Below are 17,082 nucleotides of genomic sequence, written 5' to 3'. Positions count from 1 at the left end.
CACGTCGAGATTAAGTTTTTTTATTTAAAAAATGGAAGTGATGCACCTATAAATGAAGCTTACGCGTGCCGATAAATAAACTAGTTTTATATACTCATTGAAAAAGAAAGAGGAGAAGGAATGAAAAAGAGATTAATCGCACCGATGCTTCTGTCCGCCGCGTCCCTTGCCTTTTTTGCCATATCTGGTTCTGCACAGGCTGCAGCATATACGGACTACTCGACATATGAGGTAGAGCCGTCAAAAACGTTCAGTACAGACAGCCAGGCATCCCAGGCTGTCGCCAAACTGGAAAAAGATACTGGCTGGGATGCATCCTATCAGGCTTCAGGCACGACAACGACCTACCAAATTTCCGCAGCAGGCATACAAAGCGAAGCAGAAGCGAAAGCCATACTGAGCGGACTCAATAAACGGACTGCGATTACAGGCACGTCAAGCCCTGTCGGCAGCAAACAGCCGTATGTCACCATCACGTCGGGAGCCGTTTCCGGAGAAAAACAGGCAAACTCATTGCTGACCAAGCTTAAACAGGAGACGGGAGTGGCCGGCACTGTAAAAGCTTCCGGAGCAGCTCAGCCCTATGTGAACGTGATAACATCAGACATCGCTGATGAGGCAAAAGCTAAGGCGCTTATCCAAAGCCTGGCTAAGCAAACGGGGATTAAAAGCTCATATCAGCCCATCACCCACACAGTGTCTGTCACCACCATTCAGTCTGGCACAATCGTGGGAGACAGAAAGGCCGAGCAGATCAAAAGCGCATTCCAAAAAGAAACGGGCCTTAAGGCATCATTAACAGAAACGGTCAAAGGACAAGCTTACTATACGATCACAACAGCCGCCATTTCAGGTGAAACAAATGCCAAGAATCTATTAAATCAGCTGAAACAAAGCACTGGCATTACAGGAAGCTACAAGCCTATCAATCAAAACGCAACTGCAGAGTCATACAATGTCCAATCAGCTTATTTCAAAGGGCTGAATACGGTAAAGGACGCCATCAGCCAAATTAAGAAAAACACCGGTGTATCTGGAAGTTATCAAAAGGTTGGCAAAAGCGCCTCGTATACCGTAAATATGAAAGGTTTAACAAAACAGCAGCTGCAAAAAGTAGACACTTTCTTTAAAAAGAAAAAGTGGCATTATACATCATCTGCCATCAAAAAAACGACAACGTCTACAGCCTATCACATTACGACAGCAAAGATTTCAGGCGAGCAGCAAGCAAACAAAGCAGCGGCCTTCTTTGCCCAGAAAAAAGTAAAAGCGACAAAAACTACAGCTGGTACAACAGCAGTATACCAATATCAGCTCATCTCAGAAGAAACATCAGATCAAGCAAAAGTCACAAAGGGTCTGAATGTATTAAAGAAAAATCAGTTGAGTGCATCTGCAAAATCAGTCAAAAAACAATTGGCTGACACGTTTAAAATCACAACTGAATCCTTGCTTGATACAGCGAAAGTCAATCAGGCACTCGCGTTTTTTAAATCAAATCATATATCAGCAGCAAGCCAGAAAACTGGTCAGACAACAGCAAGTAGCTATAACATCATGACTGAGGCAATCATCAGCCAGGAAGACATTAACCGCGTTTTAGCATTTTTTAAACAAAACAATGCTGCAGGCACAACAGCAAAAACAGGCCAGACGGCATATACACAATACAAAATCGTGACAGCCCAGCTCAGCAGCAAAACTGCATTGAACAATGGGTTAACTTATCTTAAATCGCAAGGTTTAACTCCGAGCTACACAACGAAAAGCAATACGCTTTATAAAATCAGCGTAAACGAACAGTTCACGGGCAATGATGCAGCTGCTGCGGCATCAACGAAGCTAAAACAATTATACGGATGGGCATCATCTATCGTGAAAGTCAAAAACGGGCCGCAAATCATGAAAACAAATTACAATATTTCGCTTCGTGATATGGTTCAAAAACAAATGAAAGTGAGTCCGCAAACAGACGGAGCGGCTTACGTATCGCTCACGTACATTAATACAGCAACATCAACCGTTACGGCTGATGCACTAAATATCCGGTCAACGCCGGAAGTCAGCCCGACGAACGTGATCGGCCAATTTAAAAAAGGCGATAAGGTAAAAATCATCGGCCAGACAAACGGCTGGGCCAAGATTAATTTAGGCTGGCGAAACGCAAGCAGTGATGAAGTGGTTCAATACGTGGACCCGAATAACTTTTCCAGAGACAGCAAATACTACTTCCAATTTCTCAAGCTGTCACAGACAGCCGGGCTAAACGCTACTGAAGTCAATCAGAAGGTGCTTGCCGGCAAAGGCATCCTGACAGGGGAAGCAAAGGCATTTATTGATGCCGCCAATAAATACGGAATCAATGAGCTGTATTTAATCTCACACGCTCTCCTTGAAACAGGCAACGGAACATCTGATTTAGCCAATGGCTTAACCTATAATGGAAAAACCGTATATAACATGTACGGAATTGGTGCCTACGACAGCAACCCGAATTACTACGGCGCGAAATATGCGTATGAGCAGGGCTGGTTCACACCAGAAGCTGCTATAATCGGCGGCGCAAAATTCATAGGCTCATCGTATATCCACAACACGGCTTACAATCAGGACACATTGTACAAAATGAGATGGTCAGCCACAGCCACACACCAATACGCAACAGACATCGGCTGGGCGTACAAACAAGTAAACCGAATGTACAGCCTGTATTCATTGCTGGACGGTTATACGCTTTACTTTGATGTTCCGGAATATCAATAAAAAAAACACCTTTTGCAGCTGCAAAAGGTGTTTTTCATTTATCTTTTAAGGACTTTATCGTCTGACGGCTCCTCTTCCTGAGGGAAGACAATTTGATCGACAACACGTTCACTAGCTTTCCCGTCAAGATCATCAAAGAAATAATGAACAAATGAATCAATTTGCTCAAAGTTATACTTCTCTTCTTTAATGATTGAAATCATTTGCTCGGACGTTTTCGCAAGAGGACCAGGGATAAAGTCAAAGTAATCGTAATAGAAATCACGTTTGCGAATATAATCATCTACATCATAGCTGAAGAAGATCATCGGTTTATTTAATAAGGCATACTCAAAGCACACAGAAGAGTAATCCGTAATCAGAACATCTGTTACAAGCAATAGCTCGTTAATTTCTCTGAAAGAAGAGAAATCATAAAAGAAATCGCTGTACTGATAAGGGATATTGGCGTCGTTTCGGACGAACGGATGAATTTTAAATAAGAAGATATATTCATCCTTTAACTCACGATACAGACGGTCAAAATCAAGCACCTCAAAAGGATAATGAGCTGATTGCTGACCATTTCCGCGGAAGGTAGGTGCAAATAGAATGACCTTCTTATCCTTCAGAAACGGATATTCTGTATATAGTCGTTCTTTCACAAATGCCTTCTTCGCTTCATCAAAGAAAAAGTCTGTTCGCGGTACGCCGGTTGCGATGACGTTCTCAATATCGACGCCGAAGCCCTCTGCATAGTGCTTCCGTATATTTTCAGAGCTGACAATTACCTTTGTGTAGTTTCTATGGTTTTTCGAATGCGGCGACGGTCCTCCCGGCAGGCCAATTCGGCTGTAGCCGAATGTTTTAAAGGCGCCGACAGCATGCCACAATTGGACAAGATCAGCATTTTTACGGATTTTTAACGGATAAATGATCGGATAAAAATCATCAATAAAAATGATTTTGCTTGTCGCAAAGTGATAAGCCATAGACATCAGCTCAGACAGGCTTTTTCTATCCCGAATACTGCTCTTTAAGAAAAACTTGAAATCAAAGTTTTCCTCGCGCTTCAGAAGTTCTTCATAAACAAATTCGAAGTTTCCTGTCATATCTAGCCGGCTGTCAGAGGCAAAGACGATCTTATTGGACTTAATCGGCAGCAGGCGGCACACATCATAAACAAAATGGAACAAGCTTGTATTCAGCTTGCGCAAAAAGCGGTTTGCCTCTTTTCCAGTATCCAGCTCTAAAAGGCTCGGATCAATTTCCTGCAGTTTGTTGCAGGACAAGTTAATCGTCTTTTCGCCCTCATCATAGTTAACGATCAGATTGAACTTCATCAGCTTTTTAGCAGAATGAAATTCCATCTTTGTGGCATACACATCATTAGAGAGGAAATTGCTGACGTTTCCAACCGTATGCACTTCCTGGTGTTTTACATTTTGGTCATCTACAGCTTCAATTTCGAGAAACAGCTTATACTCGCCCTGCGGAAGAGGCTTGTCATTCATCAGCTTAGAAAAGTTAATTTGCTGTGAAAATCCTGCCCACTTATAGGCCCCAGGCACATTAGAAGTGTCAATTGACAGCTGATCTACCGGAACATCACGCAATGAAATCGCTGTAAATAAAACACCATTGTTCACCAATAACAAACGTTTTCGAACCTGATCCTCTTTTTGAAGCGGCAGGCCCTTGATATACATATAACCCGCAATTTTAAGAATTGATCCATTCCAAGAAAACTCAGAAATTTTTCTGACAGGGACTTGCTGGTTTTCTTCAATTCGCTTGGTTTTATCGAAAAGAGAAAATACCCTGTTATCTGCCGGATGGACAATGACAGCTGCATCTTCTTTTTTCGTTTTCTTTTTTGATCTGAAAAGTCTGTTCTTAATCTTTCTGGCCAGCTTCACTTTGTACCTCACTTTCTCCTAATCGGCACCAGATGTTAAAAATGATGAAATAAAATCGGCTACCCGCTCCGAAGATTTGCCGTCCTGATGGGTAATAAACGTCTGTGAAAATGCTTCAATCCGCTTTTTATCAGCCTCGTGATGACTCTCGATATCGTGTACAAGCGATGGAACATCCTTAGAAATCGGCCCGGGTACAAATGATTCAAACGGATAGTAGAAATCACGTTCTTCCAAGTAGTCTTCTAAATCCGGACAGTAAAAATACATTGGACGTTTCAATAGGCTGTATTCGAAAATGACTGAAGAATAATCGGTTATCAGCCCATCGGAGATTGCCATCAAATCGTACAAAGAGTACGAATCGGATAAATCCAGCACAAAATCATCCTCTTCCGTGTGCGCATGATTGCGCATATACGGATGAAGATGGAGCATCACGACATAATCTTTATGGTTTAGCGCCGTTTTTAATTGTAGCAGATCAAGCGGTGTAGCGTCACCCTCTTGATGATGTCCGCTGCCTCGAAAAGTAGGAGCATACAAAAGCTTTTTCTTATGCTTAAGTTCTGGATAAGCCTGATGAAACTCATCCAGTACATTGCGAATATGTTCTTTATGATAAAAATAATCCGTCCTTGGAATGCCGAGCGGCAAAATCTGTTTTTCCTCCATTTGAAACGCTTCGGCAAAATGCGGCACGGCAGCGGGTGCACTCACGATGGCATAATCATAGTTAGAATGCACGGGTACAATCTTCAGGTAATCAGAAGATGGACCGAACGGCTTGTTCACTATGCTGTAACCGAATTTTTTAAACGCGCCGCAAGCATGCCAAAGCTGGATGGCGACAGTTTCCTTGCGTTTTGGCACAACATACAAAGGAAAATAATAATCATCCAACAAAAGCACACGGCAAGTGGCAAGGTGATATAACGAGCTGAAAAGATGAAGCAAATATGCAGCTCGTCCGACCAATCCTTTATCCATCTTGCGGAAAAGCAGGGTGATGCGAAGAGACGGATCTTGCTTCAGCTTTTCATAGACATCTTTAAAATTATCACTTAAATGATCCTCACGATAGGAAGCTATGACAACTTTGTTGTGCTGTACTGGTAATAAAGCGCTCAATAGTTTATAAGCAGTGCTGAATACTCCTTTTACGATTCGTGTAAGGAATGTTTTCACTGTTTAAATTTCCCATTCGATAACAGTTTTTCCCCAAGATGAAGTCAAATCTGCTTCAAACGCGTTTGTAATTTCCTCAATACTGCGCACCGGGAAGCGTCCGCCAACTAATGTTTCTAAATAATCAACGACTTCAGGGTATTGAGCTAAAAAGTCCACAGTACGGGCAAAATCCTCGCGTCCGCTGCGGCTGCTGCCGATCAGCGTAATCCCTTTTTCAAGCACCATTCTCGTTTCGATTTCAACAGGGTATTCAGATACGCCTAAGAGCGCTACACACGCTTCAGGATGAACATGGGCAATGATCTGCTCAATTGCGCTTTCACTGCCGCGTCCGCCTACACATTCAAAGGCATGATCGATTCTGACATCTTCAGGAATGTCGTTGATTTGATAAGCTGCATCAACAAATGAAAAATGATCAAGTTTGTAAGGCGTTTTTCCGAAAATAAACACTTTGCTGTCCGGATATTTCTTCTTCAGAAGCAGTGTCGTGATAAATCCGAGATTACCGTCCCCCCAGACACCGAATGTGTCACGCTTCTTGTGCGCCATGCGCTCAAAGCGGGAAAGCGCGTGTACTGCAATTGTAATAAGCTCAGTAAAGGCTGCGACATGCGGATTAATGCTGTCAGGAAGTTCAACGAGCCGATCCGGCGCCATAAACATGTAATCCTGCATAAATCCATCGTAGCCGCTTGAACGGAATCTGCTGGAACGCAGGTAATTCTCCGCAATGACTTCATGCTCTTCAACAGGTGTATTTGGAACCATAACAACCCGGGTTCCTACTTTGAACGTGCCTGTCGGATCAAACATGACCTTTCCGATTCCTTCATGAATGAGGGCCATCGGCAGTTTTTTATCCATCGCTTCTTTACCGCGTGAACCAGTATAATAACGCTGGTCGGCAGCACAGATGGATAAATGGGTAGGCCGGACGACGACCTTATCTGAATGGACAACTTTATCTTTATACGTCACTTCAAATTGTCGGGCAGAAACTAAACGATACGTTTGATTAATCATTGTGAAATTCGCTCCTGTAAAATGGCATTAGCCACTTTTAAGTCATATGGTGTCGTTACTTTAATATTAAAGACTTCACCTCGGACCAGCTTCACTTTTTCACCTGCTAACGAACAGATTTTGCAAGCGTCAGTCAGGACCGCTTTTTGTTCATCGGACAGTTTATTATAAAGCTCGACCAATTTGCTGATCCGGAAGCTTTGCGGTGTTTGCCCCTGATACATGTTATCGCGGACAGGGATATCAGAAATAAATTCCTGGTCTTCTGAAGCAATAATGGTGTCAATGGCTGAGATAACAGTATCAACCGCGCCGTATTGAAGAACTGCATCAATGTTTTCATCGATAATGCGATGAGTCAGAAACGGACGCACAGAATCGTGGGTGATGATCACGTCATCATCCTGGATGCCGAATTCTTTTTCAATATAGCGGATGCCGCTCATAATAGATTCATTACGGTCGCTGCCGCCTTCAACGACAATCAGGCGGTCATCCTGCCCGATGAATTTCTTTAAAATATCTTTTGTATGGTTAATCCACTCTTTAGGTGAAACAATTAAAATCTTATCGAAACGGTCATTTAGTAAAAACTTTTCAACCGTATGAATGATAATAGGGCGTTTATTTAACGGTAAAAACTGTTTTGGCATATTGACGTTCCCCATGCGGGAACCTTTTCCACCGGCTAGAATCTCAGCATAAATCATAAAATGACTCCTTCCTTACTACAGCTCATAATGTTTTATAAAGGGTTTTCATATTCTTTGCAATTCCGATCTCTATTATATATAAAGATCAGCTTGATTTCTCGTTTATATAGCTTAAAAGCTGCCTGCTGGCATCCCCTTTGGAATATTGATTCCACTCACGTGAAAAACGCTCCACTTCAGCTTGGAGCTTGTTCATGTCTTTCAGCTGGTCCAAGAGCATTCCTGAATCACAGCAAGGCACCCCGGGAATCACCTCTGTATAATGCTGAATTAAACCGCGGGTTCTGTTGTATGCCTCCATATCATACGCATAAAACAAAATGGGTTTGTCCAGCAGCGCAAATTCAAAAGGGACAGAAGAATAATCTGATATTAACAGATCGCTCATTTTTAAAAGGTCTGCAAGCGGGAGATCTGAAACATCTTTTATCCACGCACTATCCTCAGGTAATTCAGCAGATTGCTTCATAACAGGATGAAGTTTGACTGCAAGTAAATAGTCTCCATTTAAATCATGCTGCAGCTGTTTTTCTGAAAACGGCAGCGAAAAGCTTTCAAACTGATGATCCCTAAAGGTCGGACAATACAGAATGATTTTTTTCTCTGCCGGCAGTTGATATTTGTTTTTAAGGTCATTGCTGTTTTCCCGCGCCTCATAGTAAGCATCCGTTAAAGGTACACCAAACCGAAGAAATTTATCACCTTTTATATCGAAAAATTCCTTGAATATCTCAGCCATATGTTCAGAACCGACGACAATCCGGTCAAATGAAGAATACACTTTGCGAAAGCGTCTTACGTCAGCCCGTGAACGATTCTGTGTGTTGATATCCTTTAACCCAAATCGCTTAAACGCTCCATTCGCATGCCAAACCTGGATACACTCGATATCAGGCCTACTGGTCAAAACGGTTGTCAAAACAAAATAGTTATCAACAATCACAGCTTTGCTGCTCAGCATAGAAAAGACCGCTTTATATATATGAAGCGGGTGTTTTTCGTTAATCACTGAAACAGTAAGCTCAGGAAATTCTGTTTCCAGCGATTTGGCATGCTGGGTAAGAAGCACATGAATGGGAAATGAATAGTGCCCCTTCTGATATTCCTTTAATATTGCCCGGGCATTATCAGGAAAAGAAACAAGAAGGGTCACTTGCCTTCCAGGTTTGACCCAAAACAGCAATGTGCCAATGACTTTGACAAACAAATAATAAAAAAACGCAATCCAGGATTTCAATCTGTCATCAGCTCAAATTGGCTGTCACAGATTGTCCGCAGGCACAGCGAAAGATTCTTACATTTCATTACATACCATAGCTCCTTTAAGGCCGATTACAGATGGCGTGATTGATCTTTGACCTGTCCTGTATATTGCGGCTTTGCTGAAGCCCGTTCATATTTCAGCACAGCTGTAACATACTTAGGAATGCTCAGCATTCTTCTCCAGCGCGCAGGATTTGTGATCAGCCTGTACATCCATTCAAGGTGAAAACGGATAAAGAATGAGGGCGCTCTCTTTACATTGCCGCTAAACACATCAAAGCTTCCGCCCAGCCCTACAGCTACAGCCTGAGGGAATAAATAGCGGTATTTATGGATAAAGAACTCCTGATTAGGATAGCCTAAAGCGACAAATACCATATCAGGATTCGAGGCCGCAATTTTGTCCGCCACCTCACGCTGATCTTTCACATAGCCGTCAGAATATCCGGCAATTTCAATTCCTGGAAAATCACGTTTAACTCGCTCAATTGTTTCCGCAATCACATGCTTAGCTGCACCGTAAAAGAAAACCCGTTTTTTCTTTTGATTGGCTTTCTCAAGCAGAGACGTAAACAAATCATAACCGGCCATTCTGGATTGAAGAGGTTTTCCAATCATTTTGGAAACCATCACAACACCAATGCCATCCGGCAAAATGAAGTCAGCAGAAGAAAGAACCGCTCCATAACGCTGATTCTGCATCGCCTCAAATCCAATTTCAGGATTCGCTGTTACGATGAACGCACCTCTATTCTGGTCCAAATATGACGTTTCTAAATGTGATACAAATGAAGTCAGTTCACCGTCTACAAAATCTAATTGATTAATGGGTTTCGTTTGCATCGTATCAACCCTCCTTTTCATCTATATGTCTATAAAAAACACGTGTCATTCGTATAGTTTGATTAAACGCTCTTTGCCTGAAAACATTTTACTCTATCTTACCACAAAAATCTTTAGGAACTTTTAACATTCACATTACAATTCCTTCACGTTTTGACGATGAATTAATATGAGGAGGGCGTACAGAATAAATGACGCAGCAGAAAGAAAATCGTTTCACTTAAAAATGCGACAAAAGAATCGATTTTTCCCAAAAAGAAAACTTGTTATAATGGGTAGGGATGAGACATTAGGCCTGCAAAATTTATACATCAATACAACGTAGATGCCAAAAAATGCTGATGATTGACATTTTTAAAGAGCCTTAACTTTTATAGGAACTTATGCTATTATTGTTCATTATTAATGGTACGTAAAAAATATGTCGAAATGATAAACAATCTGTTAAGATTTTTGGTTTTTTTCTGGTACTCTCAGTTGAAAACGGTTGGAAGGTGATGTTATCTAATGAAGAAAGTGATAACGTACGGAACATTTGATTTATTTCACTACGGACATATGAAGCTGCTGGAAAGGGCAAAAAATCTGGGTGATTACTTAATCGTAGGATTGTCTACAGATGAATTTAATCTTCAAAAACAAAAAAAATCGCATCATTCTTATGAACATCGAAAATTCATGCTAGAAACAATCGATTTTGTTAATGAAGTCATTCCCGAAAAAAACTGGGAACAAAAAATCTCAGATATTAAAAAGTACAATATAGATACATTCGTCATCGGTGATGACTGGAAAGGGAAATTTGATTTCTTAAAGGAATATTGTGAGGTCATTTACCTTCCAAGAACAGAAGGCATTTCAACTACCCAAATCAAAAAAGACATGGCTAGTTTATAGAAGTACTAACTAAAAGAGGCTTGAAGTAAATTCAGTTGCTTCTTTTTTTCTTGCTTGCGCACATATAAATCTTTCACTCTTTAAGGAGTTCATGATGAAATCTTTTATTTTAAATAAATGCAGAAGTTTGTTAGTTAGGGCTTATTCCGTTCTTTTTAAGATTTTTGCTCTTCTGCCGAGAAACAACAAACTAATTTTGTTTGAAAGCTATTCTGGAAAACAGTTTAGCTGCAATCCCCGAGCAATCTACGAATATCTGCGGGAAAATAAAGATCAATATGATTATAAACTGATATGGAGCATTGATAAACGATATTTGTCGGCATTAGACGGCGTAGATGCAGCATATATAAAAAGGTTTTCTCTTAAATGGATTTGGTACATGGCTACAGCGAAATATTGGATTACAAACAGCCGGCTTCCTTTATGGATTCCAAAACCAAAAAACACATTGTATGTACAAACGTGGCACGGCACTCCGCTAAAAAAGCTTGCTAATGATATGGATGAAGTGCACATGCCCGGAACCACAACCGAAAAATATAAACAGAATTTTCTGCGGGAAGCAAGAAAATGGGATTATTTGATTTCTCCTAATGCTTATTCGACTGAAATCTTTAAACGGGCGTTTCAATTTAATAAACAAATTTTAGAAACAGGTTATCCGCGAAATGACATTCTATATTCACCAAATAAAGAATCATTAATTAATAGGGTAAAACAAGAGCTAGGAATTAGTGAAGATAAAAAAATAATCTTATATGCACCAACTTGGAGGGACAATGAGTTTAAGAAAGTTGGCCAGTATAAATTTAAACTCCAATTTGATTTAGAGGAAATGAAGAGGGAACTTGGGGACTCTGTGGTTATTCTTCTCAGAATGCATTATCTAGTTTCAGAACAATTTAATTTAGGGAAATATAAAGATTTTGTGAAAGATGTTTCTTTATATAAAGATATTCGAGATTTATATTTAATTAGTGATTTATTGATTACCGATTATTCTTCTGTTTTTTTTGATTATATGAATTTAAAAAAACCCATTGTATTTTTTGTATATGATCTTCCGGCTTATCGAGACTCCATCAGAGGTTTTTACTTTAATTTTCAACAGAAAACGCCAGGGAATTTGGTTCAAACAAGTGAAGAGCTTATAAATACAGTAAAAGAGTTGTTACATAATCCTTATATAGATCATAACTATGAGGAATTTTATAATGAATTTTGCAATTTAGAAGATGGCAAGGCTTCTAAAAGAGTAATTGAAACGATCCTTTAACTTCTAAATAAAGAGGTACTAACATGTTTTCTATCATAATGCCAATATATAATTCTGAGAATTATTTAAGCGACTCAATAGAGAGTGTCATTAACCAGTCAATTGGATTTGAGGAAAATATAGAACTGATATTAATAGACGATGGCAGTGTTGACCGCAGTCCTCAAATTTGTGAATCCTTTAAGAATCTATATCCTAATAATATTAAATTCGTGAAAATTGAAAATTCAGGGCCTTCTGCTGCAAGAAATTGTGGGTTATCAAATGTAAGTGAAAAATCTAAATTCATTGGTTTTCTTGATTCTGACGATGCATTCTCTCAAAATGCTTTGCAAAGTGTTTATGATTTTTTTTGTGATTCCGAAGATGTAAATATCGCGGTATTGCCTGTTTATTACACAGGTGCAAAAGAAGGCGAACATAAATTAAATAATAGATTTGAAAAAGGAACAAGAGTTATAAATATTCTCAACGATTATAAGGCTATTCATTTTTATATTGGCGGCACTTTTTACAGAAGACATACACTAAATAGTACCGCCCTGTTTGATGAATCTATAAAGTTTTGGGAAGACGCTATCTTTTTTAACCAATTATTGCTGAAAGAAAAAAGATACGGAGCAGTTGCAGAAGGAAAGTATTTTTATAGAAAACGAAAAGAACAGAACTCATTAGTTGATCGTTCATGGTTTAACAAAAAAAGGTACACATATTTGCTGAATAAGTGTTACATGACTTTGTTGATGGATTCAATAAAAAAATATGATAACGTTCTGCCTTATTTGCAATTTTTAATTGTATATCATATGAAACTGTTTTTATATCCGAACTATAGAGATATTTATAAGTCTGTTTTAGATCAACGAGAACAAAAAGTTTTTATTGATAATTTTATTAAAATTTTAAAATTTATTGATCCGCAATTTATAAAAGAACAAGATATGCCGATGTACTATAAAGAATTTATGTTTCACTTATTAGAAGCAAATACAGAAGCTCTTGAAAATATAAAAAAAGAAAGAGTACTACAAAGTTCTTGTACTGTTACTTCAACAAAAATAAAAGGGCTTAGACTTGAATTAACAGGGCACTTTATTAACCAGTATTATGAGATGGAAGAAAACGACAGAGTATATATAAAATATTTTAATAGATTAAAAAAATGCAAACGAAAAGAACTGAAAAAAACAATTGATGTATGGGGGTATAGATTAAGAGATTTTAGATATGCTGGCTTTGTTGTCGAAATACCGATTTGGGCCTTTGTATTTGACTTTGTCCTAAAAACACCAAATGATGCTTTCGAACTTAACCATGTAAACATTTTTAAAAGTTTGCTTACAAAGGTTTTGAAAAAATAGGTAAGAAATCCTCTTCATACATTTTACTAAATTAATTATGTTTTTTCAAAAATTTAGCACTCTCTTTGTTTTTACTTTTATTTACCCGGATTCTTATTCATATAAACATTTTGTTAGGAGTAATCTTTTATGAACGAAAAGAGTTTTAACTATGATTTCAGTGTTATAATGCCGATTTATAATGTTGAGTTATATCTAACTGATGCGATAGAAAGCGTCATTAACCAGACTATAGGTTTCGAGAATATTCAGTTAATACTTGTGAATGATGATAGCCCCGATAAAAGTGAAATCATTTGTAAAGAATATGCTCAAAAATATCCAAAAAACATTGTATATGTAAAGAAACAGAATGGCGGGGTGAGCAGTGCCCGAAATTATGGTTTAAAGTACGCTGAAGGAAAATATGTCCAATTCTTGGATCCGGATGATTTAGTTTCAGAAGAAACATTCGAAAATGTTTTAACCTTCTTTAACCAACATAAGAATGAAATTGATATTGTGGCAATCCCTATTTTTTTTGCAGAAGGAAGAACTGGAGAACATAATCTTAATAATAAGTTTTCTTCTACGAGAATATTGGATGTAGAAAAAGAACCACATCATATATTAACTCATTGCTGTTCTACCTTTATAAAAAAAGATGCCTTGAAAAATATCAGGTTTGATGAAAATTGTAAAATAGGTGAAGATGCCAAACTCGTTAATTTAATTATATCGGAAAAGAAAAAGTATGGTCTGGTTAAGGAGGCAAAATACCATTATAGAGTTAGAGAAGATGGATCGTCTGCCATGCAGACTGCTAAAGCAAATAAGAATTGGTTTAACCATTCACTTATCACCTTCTCCAAGAATTTAATCGATATCACTAAAAATAATGAACAGAAAATACCTTTGTTTCTTCAATACATGGTTATGCATGATTTGAAGTGGAAATTATTGATTAAGGATATTAGTGAAACACCTTTAGACGAAAATGAATACCGCGAATTTTTAGCATTGATTCGAGAGGTATTATCTTATATTGACGACGACGTCATCATAGATACAAAAAGCGTCAGCCATTTCTATCTATATCATGCTTTAAAAATAAAACACGGTGAAAATTATAGTAGGTATGTTTATGAAAGAGAAACTGAACAGGATTATTATTTATACAGAGAAGGCAAAATTGTTTCGAAATTATCGGATCAAACACTAACTATTGAGATTTTAGAAGAAAATGAGGATTCTGTTCACATAGAAGGCTTTTGGAGCTCACTGTTTAATTCTAAAGGTTTTAATTTTTATGCTAAAATTGGAGAAACAAAAATAAAAGCAAAGAATATAAAAAGACAGCATAATGATTATATAAGTTTAGGAGAAGTAATAAAAAAATATCCTGGTTTCTCTATAGATATTCCCAAAAGCTATCTAGCAGACAATCAGCATATCGAATTTTTTATAACAAAGGGCAAAAAAAGAAAGATGACAAAACTTCGCTTTTTCAAGTATTCAGGTTTGTCAAATGATCTATATAATTCTTATGCAGCTAAAAAAGATTATATTTTTTATTATAATTATAAAAAATTAATGTTCGAAAAAAACAATGTTAAAAATAGATTTATAAAAGAGTTTCGTTTCTTAAAATCCCTTCATAAATCAGGTGGGAAATCAAAGAAACGAAAATCAGCTATTAAGAAGGCAATGGTGGCAAGAATGGCACACCATGTTTTCACTATATTTAACAGAAAACCAGTATGGTTATTCATAGACAGACAAGATAAAGCTGATGATAATGCTGAGCACCTCTTTAAATATGCAATCAACAAGAATGACGGGGTAAAAAAATACTTTGTAATAAAAAAAGACAGCAAGGATTATGACAGAATTAAAAAATACGGAAAGGTTATACCATACAGATCTTTTAGACATAAAATTTTAACCTTATCCTCTTCCAAGGTAATATCGACACATGCAGATATATGGGTTGTAAATCCATTTTTCAATATGGAGATTTATTTTAGAGATTTATTTAATTTTGAGTTTGTCTTTTTACAGCATGGAATAACAATGGCAGATCATTCTGAATGGTTAAACAAATACAGCAAAAATATCAAATTATTAGTCACTTCAGCGAAACCTGAATATCGGTCTATTGTAAAAGGGAATTACAATTATAAAAAAGAAAATATCTTTTTGGGTGGATTTCCGAGATACGATAATCTTAAGAAGAGCGAAGGGGAAAAGCAGCTTCTAATAATGCCTACATGGAGAAAAGATATTGTATTACCTAAAGATCAGGCAAAAGGAGTAAGACCGTACAATCCGAAATTTAAAGAAAGTGAATACTTTGCTAGGTATAATGCCTTGATTAATGATGAACGGTTAATCGAATTTGCCAAAAATAATAATTATAAGATAACCTTTTTCCCGCACCCGGACATTCAACAACAGATGGTAGATTTTGAAAAGCATGAGTATGTAGAGTTTGCAGATTATAATAGCAGCTATCAAATGTTATTTAATTCTTCTAATATAATGATTACTGATTTTTCATCTGTTGCATTTGATTTTGCATACGAGAAAAAGCCTGTCATTTATTATCAATACGAAAAGTCATACCATTTTAAACTTGATTACTATGATTATAAGAAAATGGGCTTTGGTGATGTAATAGAAGATCATAATAGTTTAGTAGATAAAGTGATCTATTATATGAAAAATGATAGTCGTATGGAAGATAAGTATAGAAAAAGAGTAGATAACTTTTTTGCCTATACTGATAAAAATAATCGGAATCGTATATATAATGCTATTTTGCAATTAGACAAAAGTAAAGTCGCTAAATAAGCGTGGTTTTGCTTATATTAACACTTCAAAATGTTAGGAGAAGTTCTGCGGGACTTCTCTTTACTTTTTAAAAGTGAAAAAAAACTCAACATCTGTTACAATATTCACCGGTGCTTTCAAATTTCTTTAACCGAAAGATCCAAAAAATCATTTAAGTCTAAGGAAGATAAACAATGAATGCATTAGTAAGAATCGTAAAAGAGCAAGTGACATCGTTTCCTTTAATTTTGCGCTTGGCTTCGTATGAGACAAAGTCTCAGTATCAGATGAATTATCTTGGTGTATTATGGCAGTTTTTAAATCCTCTCATTCAAATGCTGGCGTACTGGTTTGTATTTGGTATGGGGATTCGCAACAGCAAGCCGATCATAACAGGTATCGGAGAAGTGCCTTTTATTGTTTGGATGCTGGCTGGGTTAATTCCGTGGTTCTTTATTAGCCCGACCATTCTTGATGGATCAAACAGTGTGTTTAAGCGGATCAATATGGTTGCGAAAATGAATTTTCCGATCAGTTCACTGCCTTCTGTTGTGATTGCTTCAAATTTATTTAGTTATTTTGTAATGATGGGTGTTTATGTCATAGTCTTGTTAGCAAGCGGTATTTACCCTAGCTTGCATTGGATACAATATATTTACTATTTGATCTGCATGATTGTATTTATGTTTTCATTTAGTTTGTTTAACTCTACAATCAGTGTGCTTGTCAGAGATTATCAATTTCTGCTGCAGGCCGTAACCAGATTATTGTTCTTTTTACTTCCAATTTTTTGGAATATCTCGGAGCAGCTCGGGAAAAATCACCCGAACCTTCTGCCTGTGCTTAAGCTGAATCCGATTTTTTATCTGATAGAGGGATTCAGGAACAGCTTCTTAGACGGAAAATGGTTTTTCCAGGATATGAAGTACACGCTGTACTTTTGGCTGTTCACATTCCTTTTGTTGTTGGTAGGTTCTATCCTGCATATGAAATTCAGAGACAAGTTTGTTGACTTTCTTTAATACGTAAGGAGATTG

Annotated in this window: 12 protein-coding genes; 6 read left to right on the top strand and 6 right to left on the bottom strand. The window is 37.6% G+C overall.

The features are described from left to right. Positions 1-120 precede the first annotated feature (120 nt). Positions 121-2,763: an N-acetylglucosaminidase gene (locus MOC09_RS12730; RefSeq protein WP_268370728.1), complete on the top strand. Its 2,643-nt coding sequence runs from the start codon at positions 121-123 to the stop codon at positions 2,761-2,763. Between the two features lie 38 nt (positions 2,764-2,801). On the opposite strand, the gene MOC09_RS12725 is transcribed toward MOC09_RS12730, so the two are convergent. The 6 genes from MOC09_RS12725 to MOC09_RS12700 all read right to left on the bottom strand — a co-directional run bounded on the left by MOC09_RS12725 (position 2,802) and on the right by MOC09_RS12700 (position 9,697). Beyond that, the gene (locus MOC09_RS12725) at positions 2,802-4,661 is read right to left on the bottom strand and encodes a CDP-glycerol glycerophosphotransferase family protein (protein WP_311766270.1); all 1,860 of its coding nucleotides are present in this window, start codon (positions 4,659-4,661) and stop codon (positions 2,802-2,804) included. A gap of 18 nt (positions 4,662-4,679) precedes the next feature. Further along, on the bottom strand, positions 4,680-5,849 hold the full coding sequence (locus MOC09_RS12720; RefSeq protein WP_268370725.1) for a CDP-glycerol glycerophosphotransferase family protein: 1,170 nt from the start codon (positions 5,847-5,849) through the stop codon (positions 4,680-4,682). Positions 5,850-5,852: 3 nt separating this feature from the next. Next, entirely contained in the window at positions 5,853-6,878 is a 1,026-nt protein-coding gene (locus tag MOC09_RS12715; RefSeq protein WP_268370723.1) for a ribitol-5-phosphate dehydrogenase, read from the bottom strand. Further along, positions 6,875-7,588 carry a 2-C-methyl-D-erythritol 4-phosphate cytidylyltransferase gene (locus tag MOC09_RS12710; protein ID WP_003235520.1) on the bottom strand — a complete coding sequence of 238 codons (714 nt, stop codon included), beginning with the start codon at positions 7,586-7,588 and terminating at the stop codon, positions 6,875-6,877. The genes MOC09_RS12715 and MOC09_RS12710 overlap by 4 nt, the downstream gene beginning before the upstream one ends. 88 nt (positions 7,589-7,676) lie before the next feature. Beyond that, positions 7,677-8,828: a CDP-glycerol glycerophosphotransferase family protein gene (locus MOC09_RS12705; protein ID WP_268359657.1), complete on the bottom strand. Its 1,152-nt coding sequence runs from the start codon at positions 8,826-8,828 to the stop codon at positions 7,677-7,679. Positions 8,829-8,923: 95 nt separating this feature from the next. Beyond that, the gene (locus tag MOC09_RS12700; protein ID WP_268370721.1) at positions 8,924-9,697 is read right to left on the bottom strand and encodes a WecB/TagA/CpsF family glycosyltransferase; all 774 of its coding nucleotides are present in this window, start codon (positions 9,695-9,697) and stop codon (positions 8,924-8,926) included. A 507-nt stretch (positions 9,698-10,204) separates the two neighbouring features. Between MOC09_RS12700 and tagD the strand changes: the two genes are divergently transcribed. The 5 genes from tagD (at position 10,205) to tagG (ending at position 17,067) form a co-directional block, all read left to right on the top strand. Continuing rightward, on the top strand, positions 10,205-10,594 hold the full coding sequence (gene tagD / locus MOC09_RS12695) for a glycerol-3-phosphate cytidylyltransferase (RefSeq protein ID WP_268359662.1): 390 nt from the start codon (positions 10,205-10,207) through the stop codon (positions 10,592-10,594). A gap of 94 nt (positions 10,595-10,688) precedes the next feature. Beyond that, the gene (locus MOC09_RS12690; protein WP_268370719.1) at positions 10,689-11,873 is read left to right on the top strand and encodes a CDP-glycerol glycerophosphotransferase family protein; all 1,185 of its coding nucleotides are present in this window, start codon (positions 10,689-10,691) and stop codon (positions 11,871-11,873) included. A gap of 23 nt (positions 11,874-11,896) precedes the next feature. Beyond that, on the top strand, positions 11,897-13,234 hold the full coding sequence (locus MOC09_RS12685; protein WP_268370717.1) for a glycosyltransferase family 2 protein: 1,338 nt from the start codon (positions 11,897-11,899) through the stop codon (positions 13,232-13,234). Between the two features lie 129 nt (positions 13,235-13,363). Continuing rightward, positions 13,364-16,066 carry a poly(glucosyl N-acetylgalactosamine 1-phosphate) glucosyltransferase gene (gene ggaB / locus MOC09_RS12680; RefSeq protein WP_268370715.1) on the top strand — a complete coding sequence of 901 codons (2,703 nt, stop codon included), beginning with the start codon at positions 13,364-13,366 and terminating at the stop codon, positions 16,064-16,066. Between the two features lie 173 nt (positions 16,067-16,239). Beyond that, positions 16,240-17,067 carry a teichoic acids export ABC transporter permease subunit TagG gene (gene tagG / locus MOC09_RS12675; RefSeq protein WP_133485789.1) on the top strand — a complete coding sequence of 276 codons (828 nt, stop codon included), beginning with the start codon at positions 16,240-16,242 and terminating at the stop codon, positions 17,065-17,067. The last annotated feature ends 15 nt before the right edge of the window (positions 17,068-17,082 follow it).

Origin of the sequence: Bacillus sp. N12A5, assembly GCF_026790125.1 — a bacterium.
In the GTDB taxonomy this organism is placed as follows: domain Bacteria; phylum Bacillota; class Bacilli; order Bacillales; family Bacillaceae; genus Bacillus.
The sequence above is the reverse complement of the archived record's forward strand: the minus strand, read 5'-3'. Positions and strand labels throughout refer to the sequence as shown.

Coding starts and splice junctions, on each gene's coding strand:
- MOC09_RS12730 (WP_268370728.1), top strand. CDS start 121: ATGAAAAAGAGATTAATCGCACCGATGCTTCTGTCCGCCGCGTCCCTT.
- MOC09_RS12715 (WP_268370723.1), bottom strand. CDS start 6,878: ATGATTAATCAAACGTATCGTTTAGTTTCTGCCCGACAATTTGAAGTG.
- MOC09_RS12710 (WP_003235520.1), bottom strand. CDS start 7,588: ATGATTTATGCTGAGATTCTAGCCGGTGGAAAAGGTTCCCGCATGGGG.
- MOC09_RS12700 (WP_268370721.1), bottom strand. CDS start 9,697: ATGCAAACGAAACCCATTAATCAATTAGATTTTGTAGACGGTGAACTG.
- tagD (WP_268359662.1), top strand. CDS start 10,205: ATGAAGAAAGTGATAACGTACGGAACATTTGATTTATTTCACTACGGA.
- MOC09_RS12690 (WP_268370719.1), top strand. CDS start 10,689: ATGAAATCTTTTATTTTAAATAAATGCAGAAGTTTGTTAGTTAGGGCT.
- MOC09_RS12685 (WP_268370717.1), top strand. CDS start 11,897: ATGTTTTCTATCATAATGCCAATATATAATTCTGAGAATTATTTAAGC.
- ggaB (WP_268370715.1), top strand. CDS start 13,364: ATGAACGAAAAGAGTTTTAACTATGATTTCAGTGTTATAATGCCGATT.
- tagG (WP_133485789.1), top strand. CDS start 16,240: ATGAATGCATTAGTAAGAATCGTAAAAGAGCAAGTGACATCGTTTCCT.